The organism is Embleya australiensis, assembly GCF_051903075.1.
In the GTDB taxonomy this organism is placed as follows: Bacteria; Actinomycetota; Actinomycetes; order Streptomycetales; family Streptomycetaceae; genus Embleya.
Genome location: NZ_CP182422.1, coordinates 3,151,800 through 3,166,729 on the forward strand (window position 1 = coordinate 3,151,800; position 14,930 = coordinate 3,166,729).

14 protein-coding genes are annotated in these 14,930 nt (G+C 71.2%); 8 read left to right on the top strand and 6 right to left on the bottom strand.

What is annotated here, in order from left to right; all coding sequences use genetic code 11:
* Positions 1 to 1,317, bottom strand: a complete 1,317-nt coding sequence (gene hemL, locus ACMXN5_RS13335; protein WP_439675441.1) for a glutamate-1-semialdehyde 2,1-aminomutase — start codon at positions 1,315 to 1,317, stop codon at positions 1 to 3.
* 312 nt (positions 1,318 to 1,629) lie between these two features.
* On the opposite strand from hemL, the gene ACMXN5_RS13340 reads away from it, so the two are divergent.
* The 5 genes from ACMXN5_RS13340 (at position 1,630) to ACMXN5_RS13360 (ending at position 6,178) form a co-directional block, all read left to right on the top strand.
* Positions 1,630 to 2,604, top strand: coding sequence for a hypothetical protein (locus tag ACMXN5_RS13340; RefSeq protein ID WP_439675442.1), 975 nt, complete (start codon positions 1,630 to 1,632; stop codon positions 2,602 to 2,604).
* Positions 2,605 to 2,824: 220 nt separating this feature from the next.
* Positions 2,825 to 3,256, top strand: a complete 432-nt coding sequence (locus ACMXN5_RS13345) for a hypothetical protein (protein ID WP_126640807.1) — start codon at positions 2,825 to 2,827, stop codon at positions 3,254 to 3,256.
* A gap of 116 nt (positions 3,257 to 3,372) precedes the next feature.
* Positions 3,373 to 4,062, top strand: coding sequence for a helix-turn-helix domain-containing protein (locus ACMXN5_RS13350; RefSeq protein WP_395794186.1), 690 nt, complete (start codon positions 3,373 to 3,375; stop codon positions 4,060 to 4,062).
* A 43-nt stretch (positions 4,063 to 4,105) separates the two neighbouring features.
* A complete protein-coding gene (locus ACMXN5_RS13355) occupies positions 4,106 to 5,044 on the top strand; it encodes a TauD/TfdA dioxygenase family protein (RefSeq protein ID WP_395794184.1) in 939 nt (312 codons plus the stop codon).
* Positions 5,045 to 5,266: 222 nt separating this feature from the next.
* Complete coding sequence (locus ACMXN5_RS13360) at positions 5,267 to 6,178, top strand: helix-turn-helix domain-containing protein (RefSeq protein ID WP_439675443.1); 912 nt, start codon at positions 5,267 to 5,269, stop codon at positions 6,176 to 6,178.
* Between the two features lie 623 nt (positions 6,179 to 6,801).
* On the opposite strand, the gene ACMXN5_RS13365 is transcribed toward ACMXN5_RS13360, so the two are convergent.
* From ACMXN5_RS13365 to ACMXN5_RS13385, 5 genes are all read right to left on the bottom strand, one after another.
* Positions 6,802 to 6,990, bottom strand: coding sequence for a DUF397 domain-containing protein (locus tag ACMXN5_RS13365; RefSeq protein WP_395794180.1), 189 nt, complete (start codon positions 6,988 to 6,990; stop codon positions 6,802 to 6,804).
* A 311-nt stretch (positions 6,991 to 7,301) separates the two neighbouring features.
* Positions 7,302 to 8,162: a hypothetical protein gene (locus ACMXN5_RS13370; RefSeq protein WP_439675444.1), complete on the bottom strand. Its 861-nt coding sequence runs from the start codon at positions 8,160 to 8,162 to the stop codon at positions 7,302 to 7,304.
* A gap of 114 nt (positions 8,163 to 8,276) precedes the next feature.
* Positions 8,277 to 9,953 carry a serine/threonine protein kinase gene (locus tag ACMXN5_RS13375; protein WP_439675445.1) on the bottom strand — a complete coding sequence of 559 codons (1,677 nt, stop codon included), beginning with the start codon at positions 9,951 to 9,953 and terminating at the stop codon, positions 8,277 to 8,279.
* A 129-nt stretch (positions 9,954 to 10,082) separates the two neighbouring features.
* Complete coding sequence (locus ACMXN5_RS13380) at positions 10,083 to 11,255, bottom strand: cytochrome P450 (protein WP_439675446.1); 1,173 nt, start codon at positions 11,253 to 11,255, stop codon at positions 10,083 to 10,085.
* A gap of 18 nt (positions 11,256 to 11,273) precedes the next feature.
* On the bottom strand, positions 11,274 to 11,900 hold the full coding sequence (locus ACMXN5_RS13385; protein ID WP_380042558.1) for a TetR/AcrR family transcriptional regulator: 627 nt from the start codon (positions 11,898 to 11,900) through the stop codon (positions 11,274 to 11,276).
* Between the two features lie 212 nt (positions 11,901 to 12,112).
* Here ACMXN5_RS13385 and ACMXN5_RS13390 point away from each other — a divergent pair, with 212 nt between their 5' ends.
* Genes ACMXN5_RS13390 through ACMXN5_RS13400 form a run of 3 tightly spaced genes read left to right on the top strand, consistent with a single transcriptional unit; the run spans position 12,113 to position 14,930 of the window.
* On the top strand, positions 12,113 to 13,288 hold the full coding sequence (locus ACMXN5_RS13390) for a CaiB/BaiF CoA transferase family protein (RefSeq protein ID WP_439675447.1): 1,176 nt from the start codon (positions 12,113 to 12,115) through the stop codon (positions 13,286 to 13,288).
* 35 nt (positions 13,289 to 13,323) lie between these two features.
* Entirely contained in the window at positions 13,324 to 14,028 is a 705-nt protein-coding gene (locus ACMXN5_RS13395) for a nitroreductase family protein (RefSeq protein WP_439675448.1), read from the top strand.
* Positions 14,025 to 14,930, top strand: coding sequence for an SDR family oxidoreductase (locus ACMXN5_RS13400; protein WP_439675449.1), 906 nt, complete (start codon positions 14,025 to 14,027; stop codon positions 14,928 to 14,930). Before ACMXN5_RS13395 ends, ACMXN5_RS13400 begins: the two co-directional genes overlap by 4 nt.

A 14,930-nucleotide genomic window follows, 5' to 3' on the forward strand; every position in this document is an offset into this window, starting at 1 on the left:
TCAGTTCTCCTGGGCGCTCGCTGCGGCGCGGGCTGCGGCCGGCAGCGCGTCGAGGATACGGTTCACGGCCGCGTCGTCGTGGGCGGCCGAGAGGAACCACGCCTCGAAGGCGCTCGGCGGCAGGTACACGCCCGCGTCCAGCATCGCGTGGAAGAACGGGCCGAAGCGGAACGACTCCTGGGTGCGCGCCTGGTCGTAGTCGTGCACCGGCGCGTCGGTGAAGAAGATCGAGAACATGTTCCCGGCGGTGGACACCGTGTGCGCGACGCCCTCCTTGGCCAGCGCCGCCGACACCTCGGTGCGCAGCGCGAGCGAGACCCGGTCCAGGTGCTTGTACACCGCGTCGGTGCAGTGCCGCAGCGTGGTCACGCCGGCGGCGGTGGCCACCGGGTTCCCCGACAGCGTGCCGGCCTGGTACACCGGGCCCAGCGGGGCCAGCTGGGACATCACGTCGGAGCGCCCGCCGAAGGCCGCCGCCGGAAAGCCGCCGCCCATCACCTTGCCGAAGGTGATCAGGTCCGGGACCACACCCTCCAGGCCGAACCAGCCGGCCTTGGACACCCGAAAGCCGGTCATCACCTCGTCGGAGACGAACAGCGCGCCGTGCCGCTCGCACAGCGCCTTGATCCCGGCGTTGAAGCCCGGACGCGGGGTGACCACACCCATGTTGCCCGGCGCGGCCTCGGTGATCACGCAGGCGATCTCGGTGCCGTGCGCGGCGAAGGCCGACTCGACCGCGGTGAGGTCGTTGTACGGCAGCACGATCGTGTCGGCGGCCGAGGCGCCGGTGACCCCGGGCGTGTCGGGCAGCGCGAAGGTGGCGAGGCCGGAGCCCGCCGCGGCGAGCAGCGCGTCGACGTGACCGTGGTAACACCCGGCGAACTTCACCACCTTGGCCCGGCCGGTGAAGCCGCGCGCCAGCCGGATCGCGGACATGGTCGCCTCGGTGCCGGAGCTGACCAGGCGGACCTGCTCGACCGGGGCGATCCGGGAGACGATCTCCTCGGCGAGTTCGACCTCGCCGGCCCCGGGTGTGCCGAAGGACGTGCCGCGCGCGACCGCCTCGCGGACGGCCTCCTGGACGGCGGGGTGCGCGTGGCCCAGGATCATCGGGCCCCACGAGCAGACCAGGTCCACGTACTCGCGGCCGTCCGCGTCGGTCAGGTACGGACCGGTGCCGGAGACCATGAAGCGGGGTGTGCCGCCGACCGCGCGGAAGGCGCGCACCGGCGAGTTGACACCGCCGGGGGTGACGGCCCGGGCGCGTGCGAACAGGGCGGCGGAGGCGGGTGCGGGGTTCTCGTTGGCAGAGCTCACCCGGCCATGCTCTCAAACAAATCCGGACCCGCTCCGCTCCCCGCCGCGGCGCCGGGGAGCGGCGGGTCGACGGCGACCGGAGCGGGTGTGCGCGCATTCGCGTTGGTTCCCGGGGATCCGGGAAGCGAAACCGGGGGTATGGCGCAGTATGATCGGACCACCCGGACTCGTGCCCACGGGTGAGGCATGTCCGGTGGGGTGCAGCACGACGATCGGGGTGCGCGCGTGGCGGCGAGAACACGTCGGAGTGGGCGGTCCGGGCGACGCGGGCGGATAGCCGGCGGCCTCGTTCCGACACTGGCGACGCTGCTGATGCTGGCCGGGACGGCGGCGTGCGGCGGCGGCGGCTCCCACGACGCGGGGTCCGCGGGCCTGCGCGGTGCGCTGGACGGGGTGCGCGACGACGCGTCGACCCGGGGCTGGTTCGAATACGGCGACACCGCCGCCATCGCCAAGGCCAACGGCGGCACCGCCACGACCGGACCGTACGGCGCGCTGCTCGGCACCGGTTATCCCGATCTGGCCGCGATGGGGCCCCAGGTGGCGCCGGCGCTCGGCTTCGATCCGGCGAAGACGAACGAGGCGTGGTCGGCGGGTCGGCCGCCGCAGCAGGGCGGGGTGATCTCCGGCGGCTTCGACAAGGGCGCGGTGATCGGCAAGCTGAAGGAGTTGGGCGGCAAGCCGGACCCCGCCGCGGCGAGCGTGTACCGCCTGCGCGCCGACAACGAGTTGTCCGTCGACGACGCGCTGGCACAGAAACTGCCGTCGGTGGTCGACCACTTCAACGCTGTGCGGGTCGCCGACCGGCAGATCGGCTACGGCTCGACCCTGCTCGGCGCCGACCTGTCCCGGGGCGGCGCCCGACTCGGCGCCGACCCGACCGCCCGCGCGCTGGCCGACTGCCTGGACCGGCCGCTGGCCGCGGTGCTCACCGACCGCGCCGGCGGTGGCGAGCAGCCGAGCGGGCCCCGGATCGCGGTGGGTGTGACGGGCAAGGCCGGCGTGCCCGGGACGAACGTGCTGTGCGTGGCCCGCGAGTCGGAACAGGCCGCCCGGGCCGAGGCGGACCGGCTGCGCGGGGTATTCACCGGCGGCGAGCCGACCGCGCAGGGTGTGCCGTGGAACGCGATGCTCACCGACGTCCGGGCCGAGGTGGTCGGGACGAACGTGGTGAAGATCACCGCGCGTTCGGCGGGTTCGGTGCGAACAGGGGTTTTCGTCAAGGCGTTGAACGACATGTCGCTCGCGCGGATCTTCGCGGGCGGGCCGCCTGGCCGGGAGTCCTGACGCATGCCGGCGCGGCACCGGTTCCGAGTGGTGCACACCTGTTACCCAACCGCGGTATGGGAAGCCCGCGCGACCTGCGACGATCTTCAACGAGTCCCCCCGATCCCCCTCGGATCGAAACAAGCGAGCAGACCGAGACAAGCGAGCAGGGAGCGATGGCGTCGGGCGCCACGGGTGTGCGCACGTGTCACGGAACCGACCATGGTCGGGAGGTGCACACGTGGGCGTGACATATGAGTACTTCGGCGCACCCGATCGCGCGACCGCCGCGCGGGTGCCACCGCTGATCGATCCGACCGACACGGTCGAACGCCCCACCAATTCCTACGTGTCGATCGTGAAGCCGGAGACGGTCAGCGCGATGGTGTTGTCGCTGCTCGGGGACACCCCGCCCGACGCGACGCCACCGCTCGAGCTGGTCGTGCTGCATCCCGCGCACGCGGTGATGCAGTTGCCGCCGATGCTGATGGACGTGCTGCGCAACGCGACCGAGGAGGAGTTGGGCGCGGCGGCCTTCATCTGGTCGACGTTCCCGGATCGTCGGGTGCCACGCGACGCGTATCTGCTGTATCGGATGTTGCACGACTGGACCAAGTTCGCCCGCGATCTGCACCACGCGGGGCACCAGTTGTACTGCCTGATGCACTCCTGAGCGCCCGCCGCCGGGGTGCGGCGGGCCCGGTACGACGGGCGGATCCGACGGGGATACGGCGAGCGGATTCGATTAACCCACTTGAGTTATCAACCCACGCGGTTTAACGTGCGGCCATGACAGGGACGCACGGCGCTTCGGCGTCGGACCGCGGCGCCGGCGCACGCCTTTTGATGATCGAGGCGGCGGAGCGGCTGTTCGCCGAACGCGGCATCAACGGGGTCTCGCTGCGCGAGATCGGCGCCCAGGCCGGGCAGCGCAACACCGCCGCCGCGCGCTACCACTTCGGGTCGAAGGAGGCCCTGGTGGACGCGGTCTTCCGGCATCGGATGGAGCCGGTGAACGCGCGGCGCCTGGCGATGCTGGACGAACTCGACGCCACCGGACGCGGATACGACGCCCGGGGCCTGGTCGAGGCGTTCCTGTACCCCCTCGCCGACACCCTCGGCGAGGTCGGCAAGCCCAGTTGGTATCTGCGCTTTTGTGTGCACGCGGCCTTCCTGGAGGGCACCGCCATCCGCGATCTCGCCCGCGAGGAGTGGACGCGCGGCATCCACACCGTGCGCGAGCGCATGCTCGGCCTGCTCGCCGAGTTGCCCGCGCAACTGCGCGACGACCGCTGGCTGTTGATGTCGTCCTACCTCACCCACGCCCTCGCCGACCGCGAGATGGCGCTGCACCACCCCGGCCGGCACACCCCGACCGCTCGGGAGCTCTTCCTGGCGGGTTTGACCGACACCGCCGTCGCGCTCTATCTGGCCCCGGTCTCCGCCCGGACCGCGGCCGCGCTCGACCCATCCGCATAGCGGTCCCGCCACGGGACCTCGCTTCGGCTCAGGAGGTTCGGCCATGACGAGCATCATCGACCAGCCCACGTACGAGGACCCCACCCCCGCCACGGCCGCCGCGCTCGGCCTCCAAGTGCGGCCGATGGCCGGGCACATCGGCGCCGAGATCTTCGGCGTCGACCTGTCCCGGCCGCTGAGCGCCGAGTTGGTCGCCGAGATCCGGGCGATCTGGCTGAAGTGGAAGGTGGTGTTCTTCCGCGACCAGCACCTGACCCAGGAACAGCACAAGGCGTTCGGCCGCGCCTTCGGCGAACTCGCCCCCGGACACCCGACGTTGCCCGCCGCCTTCCCCGAACACCCGGAGATCCTGCTGCTGGACAACCAGCAGTTGGGCATGGGTGGCGGCGGTGGTTTCGTGGAGAGCCGCTGGCACACCGACGTGACGTTCATCCCCGACCCGCCGACCGCGTCGATCCTGCGCGGGGTGATCGTGCCGCCGTACGGCGGCGACACCCAGTGGGCCAACCTGGCCCTGGCCTACGAGCGACTGTCCGACCCGCTCAAGGAGTTGGTCGACGGACTGCACGCGGTGCACCACAACGCGCTGCCGATCAAGCGCGGCGAAATGCAAAGCAAGCTGGGCAGGCAGTTCCTGGGAGATGGGCTGCGCGCGGTGCACCCGGTCGTGCGGGTGCACCCGGAGACCGGCGAGAAGGTGTTGTTCGTCAACCCGAACTTCACCAGCCACATCCGGGAGTTGACCCGCCAGGAGAGCGCCCACGTCCTGGAGATGCTCTACGCGCACATCGCCGACGCGGAGTTCAGCGTGCGCTTCCGGTGGCAACCGGGCAGCATCGCGTTCTGGGACAACCGCGCGACGGTGCACCTCGTACCCACCGACGTGCCGCCGGGCATGCGCCGTTCCATGCAGCGGGTGACCCTCCAGGGTTCGAAGCCGGTCGGCCCCGACGGCGCCGAGTCCTTCGCACTGGAAGGCTGATCGTCCCCGCGGGCCCCGCTCGACCCCCTTGCGCGAACATCCCCGGATCCGGCGCCGCGTCCACCGACCAGGCGCCGGATCCGCACGCTTCGGACCTCGGTGAGGGCTTGTCGCGTCGGCCGATTCGACGCGATGCTGTTCTCCGGGTGGCATTTGTGCACCACCCGTTCTGCGCCCTCGCTGGATGCGAGATCGCTGCCGACAACCTTTGGGGGGCGGCCGATGGGTACACGGGACCCGATGTTCCAGGGACGCAGGCTCCGCGCCCTGCTTCGGCAGACGCGCGAGGCCTGCGGTTACATCCAACGGGACGTTGCGCTGGAGATGGATTGGTCGCTCTCCAAGCTGATCCGGATCGAAACCGGTCAGGTCAACATCTCGACCACCGACCTCAAGGCCCTGCTCCAGCACTACGGCGTGGTGGAGCCGGCCCGGGTCGCCGAGTTCATCGACATGGCCAGGGCGTCGAAGCAGCGCAGTTGGTGGTACGCCTACCGGAACATCCTCACCGCGGAGGCGAAGGTCTTCCTCGGCTACGAGTCCTCGGCCACGGTCATCCGCAACTTCGAACCGATCCTGGTCCCCGGCCTGTTACAGACCGAGGAATACTCGCGCGAGGTGCTCCGGGTGATGACGCCGGCCGGTCCCGCGCTGGACGAGAACGTCGCCCTGCGGATGGACCGGCAGGAGCGGCTGATGCGTCCCGACGGGCCCACACTGCACTTCATCGTCGACGAGAGCGTGATGCATCGCGCGGTCGGCAGCCCGGCGGTCATGCGCAACCAGATCCGCCGCATCCGCAAGTACGCGGAGTGGCCCAACATCACGATCCGGGTGGTGCCGTTCGAGTCCGGGTTGTACCACCGGGCCCGCATCGCCTACCAGCTCATGGAGTTCCCCGACCTCGAGGACGAGGCGGTGCTGTTCATCGAGACCCCCTCCGGCAACATCGTCATCCGCGAGGGCAACCCGGAGGACCCGCCGACCGTTTCCCCGCTCTCCTACCTGGAGACGTTCTGGGGCCTCGAACAACTCGCGTCGCGAGAACACGCGCCGGCGATGCTGGACGCCGCGCTCGAACGCTTCGCACCGGGCTCGGCCCCGCCACCCACCGGCATCGATCCCCCGGATTAGAGGGTGCACCGGACGTTGTGGCAGCAGGCCGGCCGACAGCACGCGCGCTGCCAGGACGCGAGTTGATTACATGCCAAGAGCCACTTGGCTGATTGCACATCCCTGCGCATAATGACAGGTACGTATCCGTTGCTCGATGTCGATGAGCAGCACGGTTTCGCAGCGGCCACTGCGAGGCTTCGAACGAGTTGTCCCGAGGTCAGTTTTTATGACTTATCGGGGCAACTCGTTCTTTTTTGCGTGTGACCACGCATAGCAGACTCGACTCACTCTGGCGAAAGCGGACATCCGCATGCACAATCACAGATGAGGGCAACAACGCCGTCCTCCCCGCCCTTGCACGGTACACACCGTCTACATGAAAGGACGCCTGATCGGGGAAAGGAGGTGAACTCGTGCAGGACGACTTCGAGAGGATGCTCCGCGTGATCTTTCTGCTGGTAGCCGTGGCCGCGGTGACAGCGGGAGCGCTTTATTACACGCTCCGGGCCGCCGGACTGCTCACCCTCATCGGGTAACGGATACCAAACCCGTCCTCGGGCCCTGCGCCCATATCAATCGCGGCCTGCCGAACGGCAGGCCGCCTCACGTATCGGCGTGCAAAGTCGCCGGGAGCAACCGGATCAGTTCGCCGAACGACCGGTTGCATGGAGGAACGAACCCCAGGACCCGGCCCCGAAAGCCAGCCGCGACACCGGCGCCTTCGAGTCCCTGACCTCGACCTCGTCCCGGCGCCTGGCCTCGACACAGTTCACGTCCGCGCTCTTGGTGCTCTTGCGCCATGCGCTTCCCAGCGGCTCGAACTCCGCCATGCATTGCCTCCGAAAAGAGCCGATGAGAATAGGTGAGCCGGCAGCCGGATGATTCCGTGCAGGGTGATTCCATGCAGGGTGGACACCTCTGCGGGTTGACCGACTTCGAGGGCGCGCGCACAGCTTAGCGCCTGTTGTCGGCCACGGCGTTGCATACACCCTGGGCCGTACGCGTGAAATCCGGCCGGCTCGCCCGAGTGGCGAATAGCCAGGTGTCGGATTGCCGTGTCGCTCACCTGTTCGCAGCATTCGACGACCCGGGTCGCCTATTGCCCGCGGTATTGGCCGACGAAAAGCTGGAATTCGGAACATCAGGGGCCGGACCCGGGCTTTCCCAGTCGTTTCCGGAGGGTGTCGACCAACAGGAGGAACCCGTCCGTGGGCGGCGCCTTCACCGGACCGATGGTCGTTTCCTGCACCACCGCCACCACCGGGCCGTTGCGCACGACGCCGAAGTCCGCGTACTGGTCCTCGCCACTGACCAGTCCCTGGATCCGCCAGGCGGAGCCCTCCGCGTTCAACGCCGTGATCCGCAACGAGCCGTCGGCCATCGCGTTGGGTCGGTTGCTCGCCGGGCAGGGGCCGGCGAGTCCGCCGGTGAAGTCGGCCACCGCCACCACGGCGGTGCGCTCGTCCGGGTAGCGGACGAGCCGCACCAGGCCGCCGCCCTGTCCGTCGTGCCGGTACAGCCGTTCCTCGGTCTGTACCGCGCCGAGGCCGGCGATCGTGTCGGAGGCACACGGACCCAGCTCCTCGCCCATCGCCTCCCGGGTCTCCACCACCCGCCAGTTGTCGTAGATCCCGGCCACCGCCGGGAACTCCTGGGCGGTCGGGTAGAAGGTCTCGCTCAACGTGGTGGGCGGGCCGGCCGAGGTCACCGTCGGGGACGGAGGCACGCTCGGGGTCACGGCCGCCTGTTCCCGATGTGTCGGCTTCGCGTCGTCGCCGCCGAATCCGGTGCTCGCCAGGGTCACCCCACCCGCGACCACCACCAGCGACGCCGCCGTGGCCAGGACCCGGTTGCGCAGCCGCCGACGGCGCACCACCCGGCGGATCCCGGCGACGGGCGGCAGCGGCACCTGCGGGGCGAGTTCGACCACGAGTTCGCGAAAACGCTCGTCGAGCACGTCGGCGCCGTGCTCGTCGTCCGCGTTCTCAGGGCTGTGCCGCATGTCCGAACTCGCCATCCCCCACTCGACCGGGCACTACCGGCCCGACGGCCGTTCCGCATTCGACAGGTGTCCAGTTTGACGCATGGGTCGGGAACGATGGTTCCCGGCCGGGGGTCAGCCCTTCTTCTTCAGCTCTCCCCTGGAGGTCGAGGTCAGCAGGCTTTCCCCCGGCGACTCGTAGGACATCGTGGTCGGCGTCAGCTGTTTGACGAAGACCCGGCCGTCCACACAGCCCCGGTTGTGGGTCAGATGGCTGGTCAGTTCGACGCCCTTGTCCGCGGACACCGACAGCAGTTCCAGGTCGGCGTCGCACTCGGCCGAGGTACCGGTCAGCTTGGTGACGCCGACCTTTTTGTCCCTCACCTTGCCGCCCGTCAGCGTGACGGTGACCTGCGTGACAGTGCCGTAGTCCGAGGTCGTGCTGCCGGTCCAGGTGCCGCGGTAGGACTGCGGGAGGGTGTCCGTCGCGGAGCCGGGGGACACATTGCCGGGGGAGGTCGGGTCCGGGGACGAATCCGTCGGGGACGACGGTCCCGAGGTGCCGCCGTGTGCGGCCGTCGGCTTGTCCTTGTCGTCACCCCCCTGCCACATCAGCGCCGCCGTGATGCCGCCGGCGACCAGCAGCACGGCGGCAAGCGCGTACACCCACGGGGCGATCCGGCGCGCGTGCTTCGGCGGCGGCGTACGGTCCGTCACGTACGTCTCGGGCGCCCCGGGGAACGCGGACGCACCCGGCGACCGCGGGATCGCGGACGGCGGCGGGGACCCCGGCGGGGCGTACGCCGCTCCGACCGACTCCGTCGGGCCATGCGTCGGCCCGGTCGGCTCCGCCGGCCGGTCGTCCCACGTGGGCGATCCGCTGCCGGTCGCCACGAACCCGCGCGCGTCCTGCGGCCCGTCCTCGTCCAGGTCCAGGAGTTCGACCGCGCGGCGGGACAGCGCGGCGGTCAGGTCCGCCGGCAGCCAGTTCCCCGCGACCAGGTCGCCCGTACCCTCCGGTGCCAACGCCGCCAGCACCTCGGCCGGGCTCGGCCGGGATCCGGCGTGTTTGGTCAGGCACGCCACGACCACCTCGCGCAACCACGCCGGCAGCCCGTCCAGGCGCGGCTCCTGGGCCACGATCCGGTACATCAGCGCCTGTCCGCTGCCCTCGCCGAACGGCCCGGCACCGGTCGCCGCGAAGACCAGGACCGAGCCGAGCGAGAACACGTCGCTCGCCGGGCCGATGTCGCGCCCGTCGACCTGCTCCGGCGACATGAAGCCCGGCGAGCCGACGGTGTGCCCGGTTCGGGTGAGCACCGAGGCGTCCATCGCGCGCGAGATGCCGAAGTCGATCACGCGCGGCCCGTCCAGGGACAGCAGCACGTTCGACGGTTTGATGTCGCGGTGCACCAGGCCCGCCGCGTGGATCGCGGTCAGCGCCTCGGCCAGGCCCGCGCCCAGCGTGCGTACGGTCTCCTCGGGCAGCGGACCGCGGCCCGACACCGCCTCGTACACGCTGGGTCCGGCCACGTAACCGGTGACCACCCAGGGTGTGTCCGCCTCGGTGTCCGCGTCCAGGACCGGCGCGGTCCACGCGCCGCCGACCCGCCGTGCGGCGTCCACCTCGCGCCGGAATCGCTCGCGAAACCCCGGGTCGTCCGCCCACTCGGAGCGCACCACCTTGATCGCGACCACCCGGCCGCCCGGGTTGCGGCCGAGGTAGACCCGGCCCATCCCGCCCGCCCCCAGCACGCGAAGCACCCGGTATCCGCCGATCCGCCGCGGATCCGCGGGTTCGAGCGGTTTCACGGCGCCCCCCTCGTCGTCCGGCAGTTGGCCCGAGAATACGCGGGTGTCCACTTTGCGCGGGCGGATCACGAGCGGTCCGACCCGGATCCGAGGTGCTTCCCTCGCACCGGGATCCGGACCGGAGCGGGCTCAGTACTCCACGTGCAGTTCGACCAGCCCCCGGATGAACGACGACGGCCCGTGCGCGAGCGTGGCGCCGGGCGCCAACCGCAGGTCCGGCAGGCGGCGCAGCAGCTCCTCGAAGGCCACCCGGATCTCCAGCCTGGCCAGCGAGGACCCGAGGCAGAAGTGCGGTCCGCTCCCGAACGCGATGTGCGGGTTGGGCGAGCGGAAGGCGTCGAAGCGCTCCGGGTCGGCGAACACCTCGGCGTCCCGGTTGGCCGCCCCGTAGAGCAGCATCACCGTCGAGTCGGCCGGGATCACCGTCCCGTGCAGCTCCACGTCACGTGTCGTGTGCCGGGCCATGTTGACCACCGGCGACACCCAGCGCAGCGACTCCTCCACGGCGCTCGGGATCAGCGTCGGGTCCTCGCGCAATCGGGACAGTTGCCCGGGGTCGGCCAGCAGTGCGGCGATGCCGCCGGATATCACGTTGCGGGTGGTCTCGTTGCCGCCGACGAGCAGCAGCAGGGACTCGCCGATCAGTTCCTCGAAGGACAACTTCCCGCCGTCGATCTCGGCGTCGACCAGGATCCCGATCAGGTCGTCGGAGGGGGTCTTGCGCCGGTCCTCGATCACCCGCGTCGTGTAGGCGACGTATTCGGTGAACGCCTCGCCGGCCTTGTGGCTGAGTTCGCCGCCGTCGGAGAGCATCACCATCACGTCGGCCCAGTGCTGGAGTTGGTCGCGGTGTTCGGCGCCGACCCCGAGCAGTTCGCCGATCAGCGTCATCGGCAGCGGCGCGGAGAAGGCGCGGACCAACTCCGCGCTGCGCCCGCCGGCGAGCATCGCGTCGATCAGGGAGGTCACGATGTCCCGGACGTGGTCCTCCATCGCGGCGATCTGCCGGGGCGTGAAGCCCTTCGAGACCAGCTTGCGGCGGCGGTAGTGCAGCGGGTCGTCGGAGTCGATCATCGACGGTTGCGGGTAGCCGAGCGGGCGCGAGCCCTTGGCCGAGGAGAACAGTTCCGGGTTGCGCTCGGCCCAGGACAGGTCGGCGTGCCGGGTCAGTCCCCAGACGCCGGCGCGTTCGCTGTAGTACACCGGCGCGTGCTCGCGCAGCCAGGCGTAGTCGGCGTACGGGTCACCGGCGTACCAGTCCCGATCGAGCAGATGGATGTCGCGGATCGCGGGAGTCGTCACGGCATGCCTCCGGGGTGATCACGTGTCGAGCGGTACGAACAGACGGACGGCGGTGCGCATCAGGTCCTGGACCTCGTCGAGTGCGCGACCGCGGGCGGTGAGGCTGACCAGGCCGGAGAGCAGGACGTGGCCGAGCACCGTCTCGATGTCGTGCCGTCGGGCCGCCGCGGCGCCGTCCGCGTCCTCGCCGGGCTCACCGAACGCGAGGCCGGTGATCCGGTGGATGCTCTGGTGGAAGTTCTCCTGGGACTGTCCGGCGGACGGGTCCGGCGCGGTCGCGGCCTGCACCACCGCCTCGGTCAGCAGGCGGTTCTCCGCGCTCACCTCGACGATCCGGCACAGCAGCGCGGCCAGGCGCCCGGCCGGGTCGGCGGGCAGCGGTCGACGGGCGAGTTCGTCGGACAACTCGCCGATCCACAGCGCCGAGACCTCGCTGAGCAGGTGGTTCTTCGAGGTGAAGTAGCGGTACACGGTGGCCCGGGCCACGCCCGCACGGTCGGCGACATCGTGCATCGTGACGGCGGCGTAGCCCCCTTCCAGGGCGAGATCGCACGCGGCGCGCACCAGCCGCTCGCGCCGCGCCTGCTGGTCGCGGGTGAGCGATCTGGTGAGGGTGATCGTCGATTCGGTACGGGGTTCGGCCACCGGTGAGCCTGTCCTGTGGGGGTCGTGCACGCGGGTCGGGCGGGATGTTCGCGGGCGGTCGGATCGGGTGCCGACTCGTTCCGCGGCGATCTTGCCCACGGATGAGACGGAAGTCTAGTCTGACGTCTCGTCAGATCTACTGAGAACGTGTTCCAGTAATTTTCGGGCCCCTTTCGGACCCGCTTCCGCACCCGATCGACGCCGGAGCCGCCGTGACCGCCACCGCAGGACCGCTCGCGGGAATCCGCGTCGTGGAGTTCGTCGGCCTCGGGCCGGGCCCGTTCTGCGGCATGTTGCTCGCCGATCTCGGCGCCGACGTGTTGCGGATCGACCGCGCCGCCGAGGCCCGCAAGGGCTATGCCAAGCCACCGCGCAACCCGATGAACCGGGGCAAACACTCGATCGCGCTCGACCTCAAGCACCCGGACGGCGTCGCCTTGGCGCTGCGGTTGTGCGTGGACGCCGACGCGCTGATCGAACCGTTCCGGCCGGGCGTGATGGAGCGCCTGGGCCTGGGCCCGGACGTGGTCGCCGCGCACAATCCGCGGCTGGTGTACGGCCGGCTCACCGGCTGGGGGCAGACCGGTCCGCTCGCGTCCGCCGCCGGGCACGACATCGACTACATCGCGCTGGCCGGGATGCTGGAGCCGATCGGCCGGGCCGGGCAACCGCCGAGCATTCCGCTCAACCTGGTCGGCGACTTCGGCGGCGGCGGCCTGCTGCTCGCGTTCGGCCTGGTCGCCGCGCTGGTGGAGGCCGGCCGTTCGGGACTTGGGCAGGTGGTGGACGCGGCGATGATCGACGGCGCCGCGACGCTCGGCGCGACCTGGTTCACCATGGGCGCCGCCGGCATGCTCGGCCCGCGCGGCACCAACATGCTCGACGGCGGCGCGCCGTTCTACGACGTGTACGCGACCGAGGACGGCGCCTATGTCGCGGTCGGCGCGATCGAGCCGAGGTTCTGGGCCGAGTTGATCCACCGGCTCGGGCTGGCCGAGGATCCGGTGTTCGCCGACCTCGCCCGGCAACACGATCCGGCGCACTGGCCCGCGATGAAGGCCCGGCTCGCCGAGGTGTTCGCGACCCGCACCCGGGACGCGTGGTGCGCGCTCCTGGAGGGGACCGAGACCTGCTTCGCGCCGGTGCTCGCGCCCGGCGAGGCGCCGGCCCACCCGCACCACGTGGCCCGCGGCACGTTCCTGCACGCCGACGGTCTGCCCGAACCGGCTCCCGCGCCGAGGTTCTCCCGCACCGCCGCCGCCGTACCCACCCGCCCGGTGCACCCGGGTCCGGCCGCCGCCGGCGGCGACACCGATGCCGCGCTCGCCGCGTGGGGCCTGTCCCCGGCCGAGGTCGAGCACTTCCGGGATGCCGGCGCGGTCGTCTGACGCCGCATCACCACCCAGTACAGGTAAGGGATTCCATGGAACTACACGAGGCGCTGTACAGCACTCGCGCGATGCGCCGGGTGGCCCCGGACGCGATCCCGGAAGCGGTCCAGGCCCGGATCCTGGACGCGGCCGTGCGCGCGCCCAGCGGCGGCAACGCCCAGGCCTGGCGCTTCCTCCTGGTGGACGACCCGGGCGTCAAGGGCCGGCTCGGGCCGCTGTACCGGGAGGCGATGGACGCGTTGTGGACGACCGTGTACGCGTCGCGCGTGGCCGCCGCCGAGGCGGATCCGAACAGCGCGGAGAGCCGGTCGTTCGTCCGGATGCGCCGCTCCTCGCAGTGGCTCGCGGACAACTTCGAGCAGGTTCCGCTGTTCCTGTTCGGCTTCGCCCGGCACGACCCCACCGGCGGCTCGATCTTCCCTGCGGTGTGGAGCGCGATGCTGGCCGCACGCGCCGAGGGGGTGGGCAGCGCGCTGACCGCGGTACTCGGGATCGCGCACCGCGACGCGGTGGCGGACGTCCTGGGCGTGCCGGCCGACGAGGGCTGGCACATGGCGTGCTGCGTGTCGTTCGGCTACCCGACCGGCACGTGGGGCATCGCACCCCGGACTCCGGCGCACGAGGTGGCCTACCGCAACAGCTGGGGCGAGCCGGTCGGCTTCGAGGTGCCGGCACCGCTGTGGCCCGCGGCGGGCGCGGCGTACACCCCCACCGATGTGGAAGGAGCCGGGCGATGAACGCGGAGAACGTGGCGAGCACCGAGAGCGCGGCGAGTGCGGCGAGTGCGGTGACACGTGCCGAGCCGCCGCTGCGGGGTTCGGTGGCGCTGGTGACCGGCGGGGGCAGCGGGATCGGGCTCGGCTGCGCGCTGCGGTTCGCCGCCGACGGGGCGCATGTGCTGATCGCCGGACGCAGCGAGGACCGGCTGCGCGGCGCGGTCGCCGAGTTGGAGAAGGTGGCCGCGGCCGGCGCGCGCGTCGGGTACGCGGTGACCGATGTGACCGACGAGGCGCAGGTCGAGGCCGCGGTGGCGGCGGCTGCCGAACTCGGCCCGGTTCGCGCGGTGTTGGCCTCCGCCGGGGGCAACTCGACGATGGGCCCGCTGACCCGGATCGACACCGCCAAGTGGCGCGAGACGGTCGAGTTGAACCTGACCGGCACGATGCTCGTGCTCAAGCACACGGCCCGGCTGATGGCGGCGGGCGGCGGCGGCTCGTTCGTGGCCATCTCCTCGATCGCCTCCGCCGTCACGCACCGCTGGTTCGGCGCGTACGGGGTGAGCAAAGCCGGCATCGACCACCTGGTCCGGCTCGCCGCCGACGAACTCGGCGCGAGCGGCGTGCGGGTGAACGGCATCCTGCCCGGCCTGGTGGCCACCGACATGGTCGGCGCGGTCACCGCCGGCGGCCCGGTGCTGGAGGACTACCTGGCCTGCACCCCGCTGGAGCGGGTCGGCCGGGTCGAGGACATCGCCGCGCTCGCGGCGTTCCTGGTGGGCCCCGAGTCGACCTGGATCACCGGCCAGAACATCAACGTGGACGGCGGCCACCACCTGCGCCGCGGGCCCGACTTCCGGGCCTTCCTGGAGCCGGTCTTCGGCGCGGACGGCCTGCGCGGCATCGTCGCGGAAGGGAACTGA

Coding starts and splice junctions, on each gene's coding strand:
- ACMXN5_RS13340 (WP_439675442.1), top strand. CDS start 1,630: ATGCTGGCCGGGACGGCGGCGTGCGGCGGCGGCGGCTCCCACGACGCG.
- ACMXN5_RS13350 (WP_395794186.1), top strand. CDS start 3,373: ATGACAGGGACGCACGGCGCTTCGGCGTCGGACCGCGGCGCCGGCGCA.
- ACMXN5_RS13355 (WP_395794184.1), top strand. CDS start 4,106: ATGACGAGCATCATCGACCAGCCCACGTACGAGGACCCCACCCCCGCC.
- ACMXN5_RS13360 (WP_439675443.1), top strand. CDS start 5,267: ATGGGTACACGGGACCCGATGTTCCAGGGACGCAGGCTCCGCGCCCTG.
- ACMXN5_RS13365 (WP_395794180.1), bottom strand. CDS start 6,990: ATGGCGGAGTTCGAGCCGCTGGGAAGCGCATGGCGCAAGAGCACCAAG.
- ACMXN5_RS13370 (WP_439675444.1), bottom strand. CDS start 8,162: ATGCGGCACAGCCCTGAGAACGCGGACGACGAGCACGGCGCCGACGTG.
- ACMXN5_RS13395 (WP_439675448.1), top strand. CDS start 13,324: ATGGAACTACACGAGGCGCTGTACAGCACTCGCGCGATGCGCCGGGTG.
- ACMXN5_RS13400 (WP_439675449.1), top strand. CDS start 14,025: ATGAACGCGGAGAACGTGGCGAGCACCGAGAGCGCGGCGAGTGCGGCG.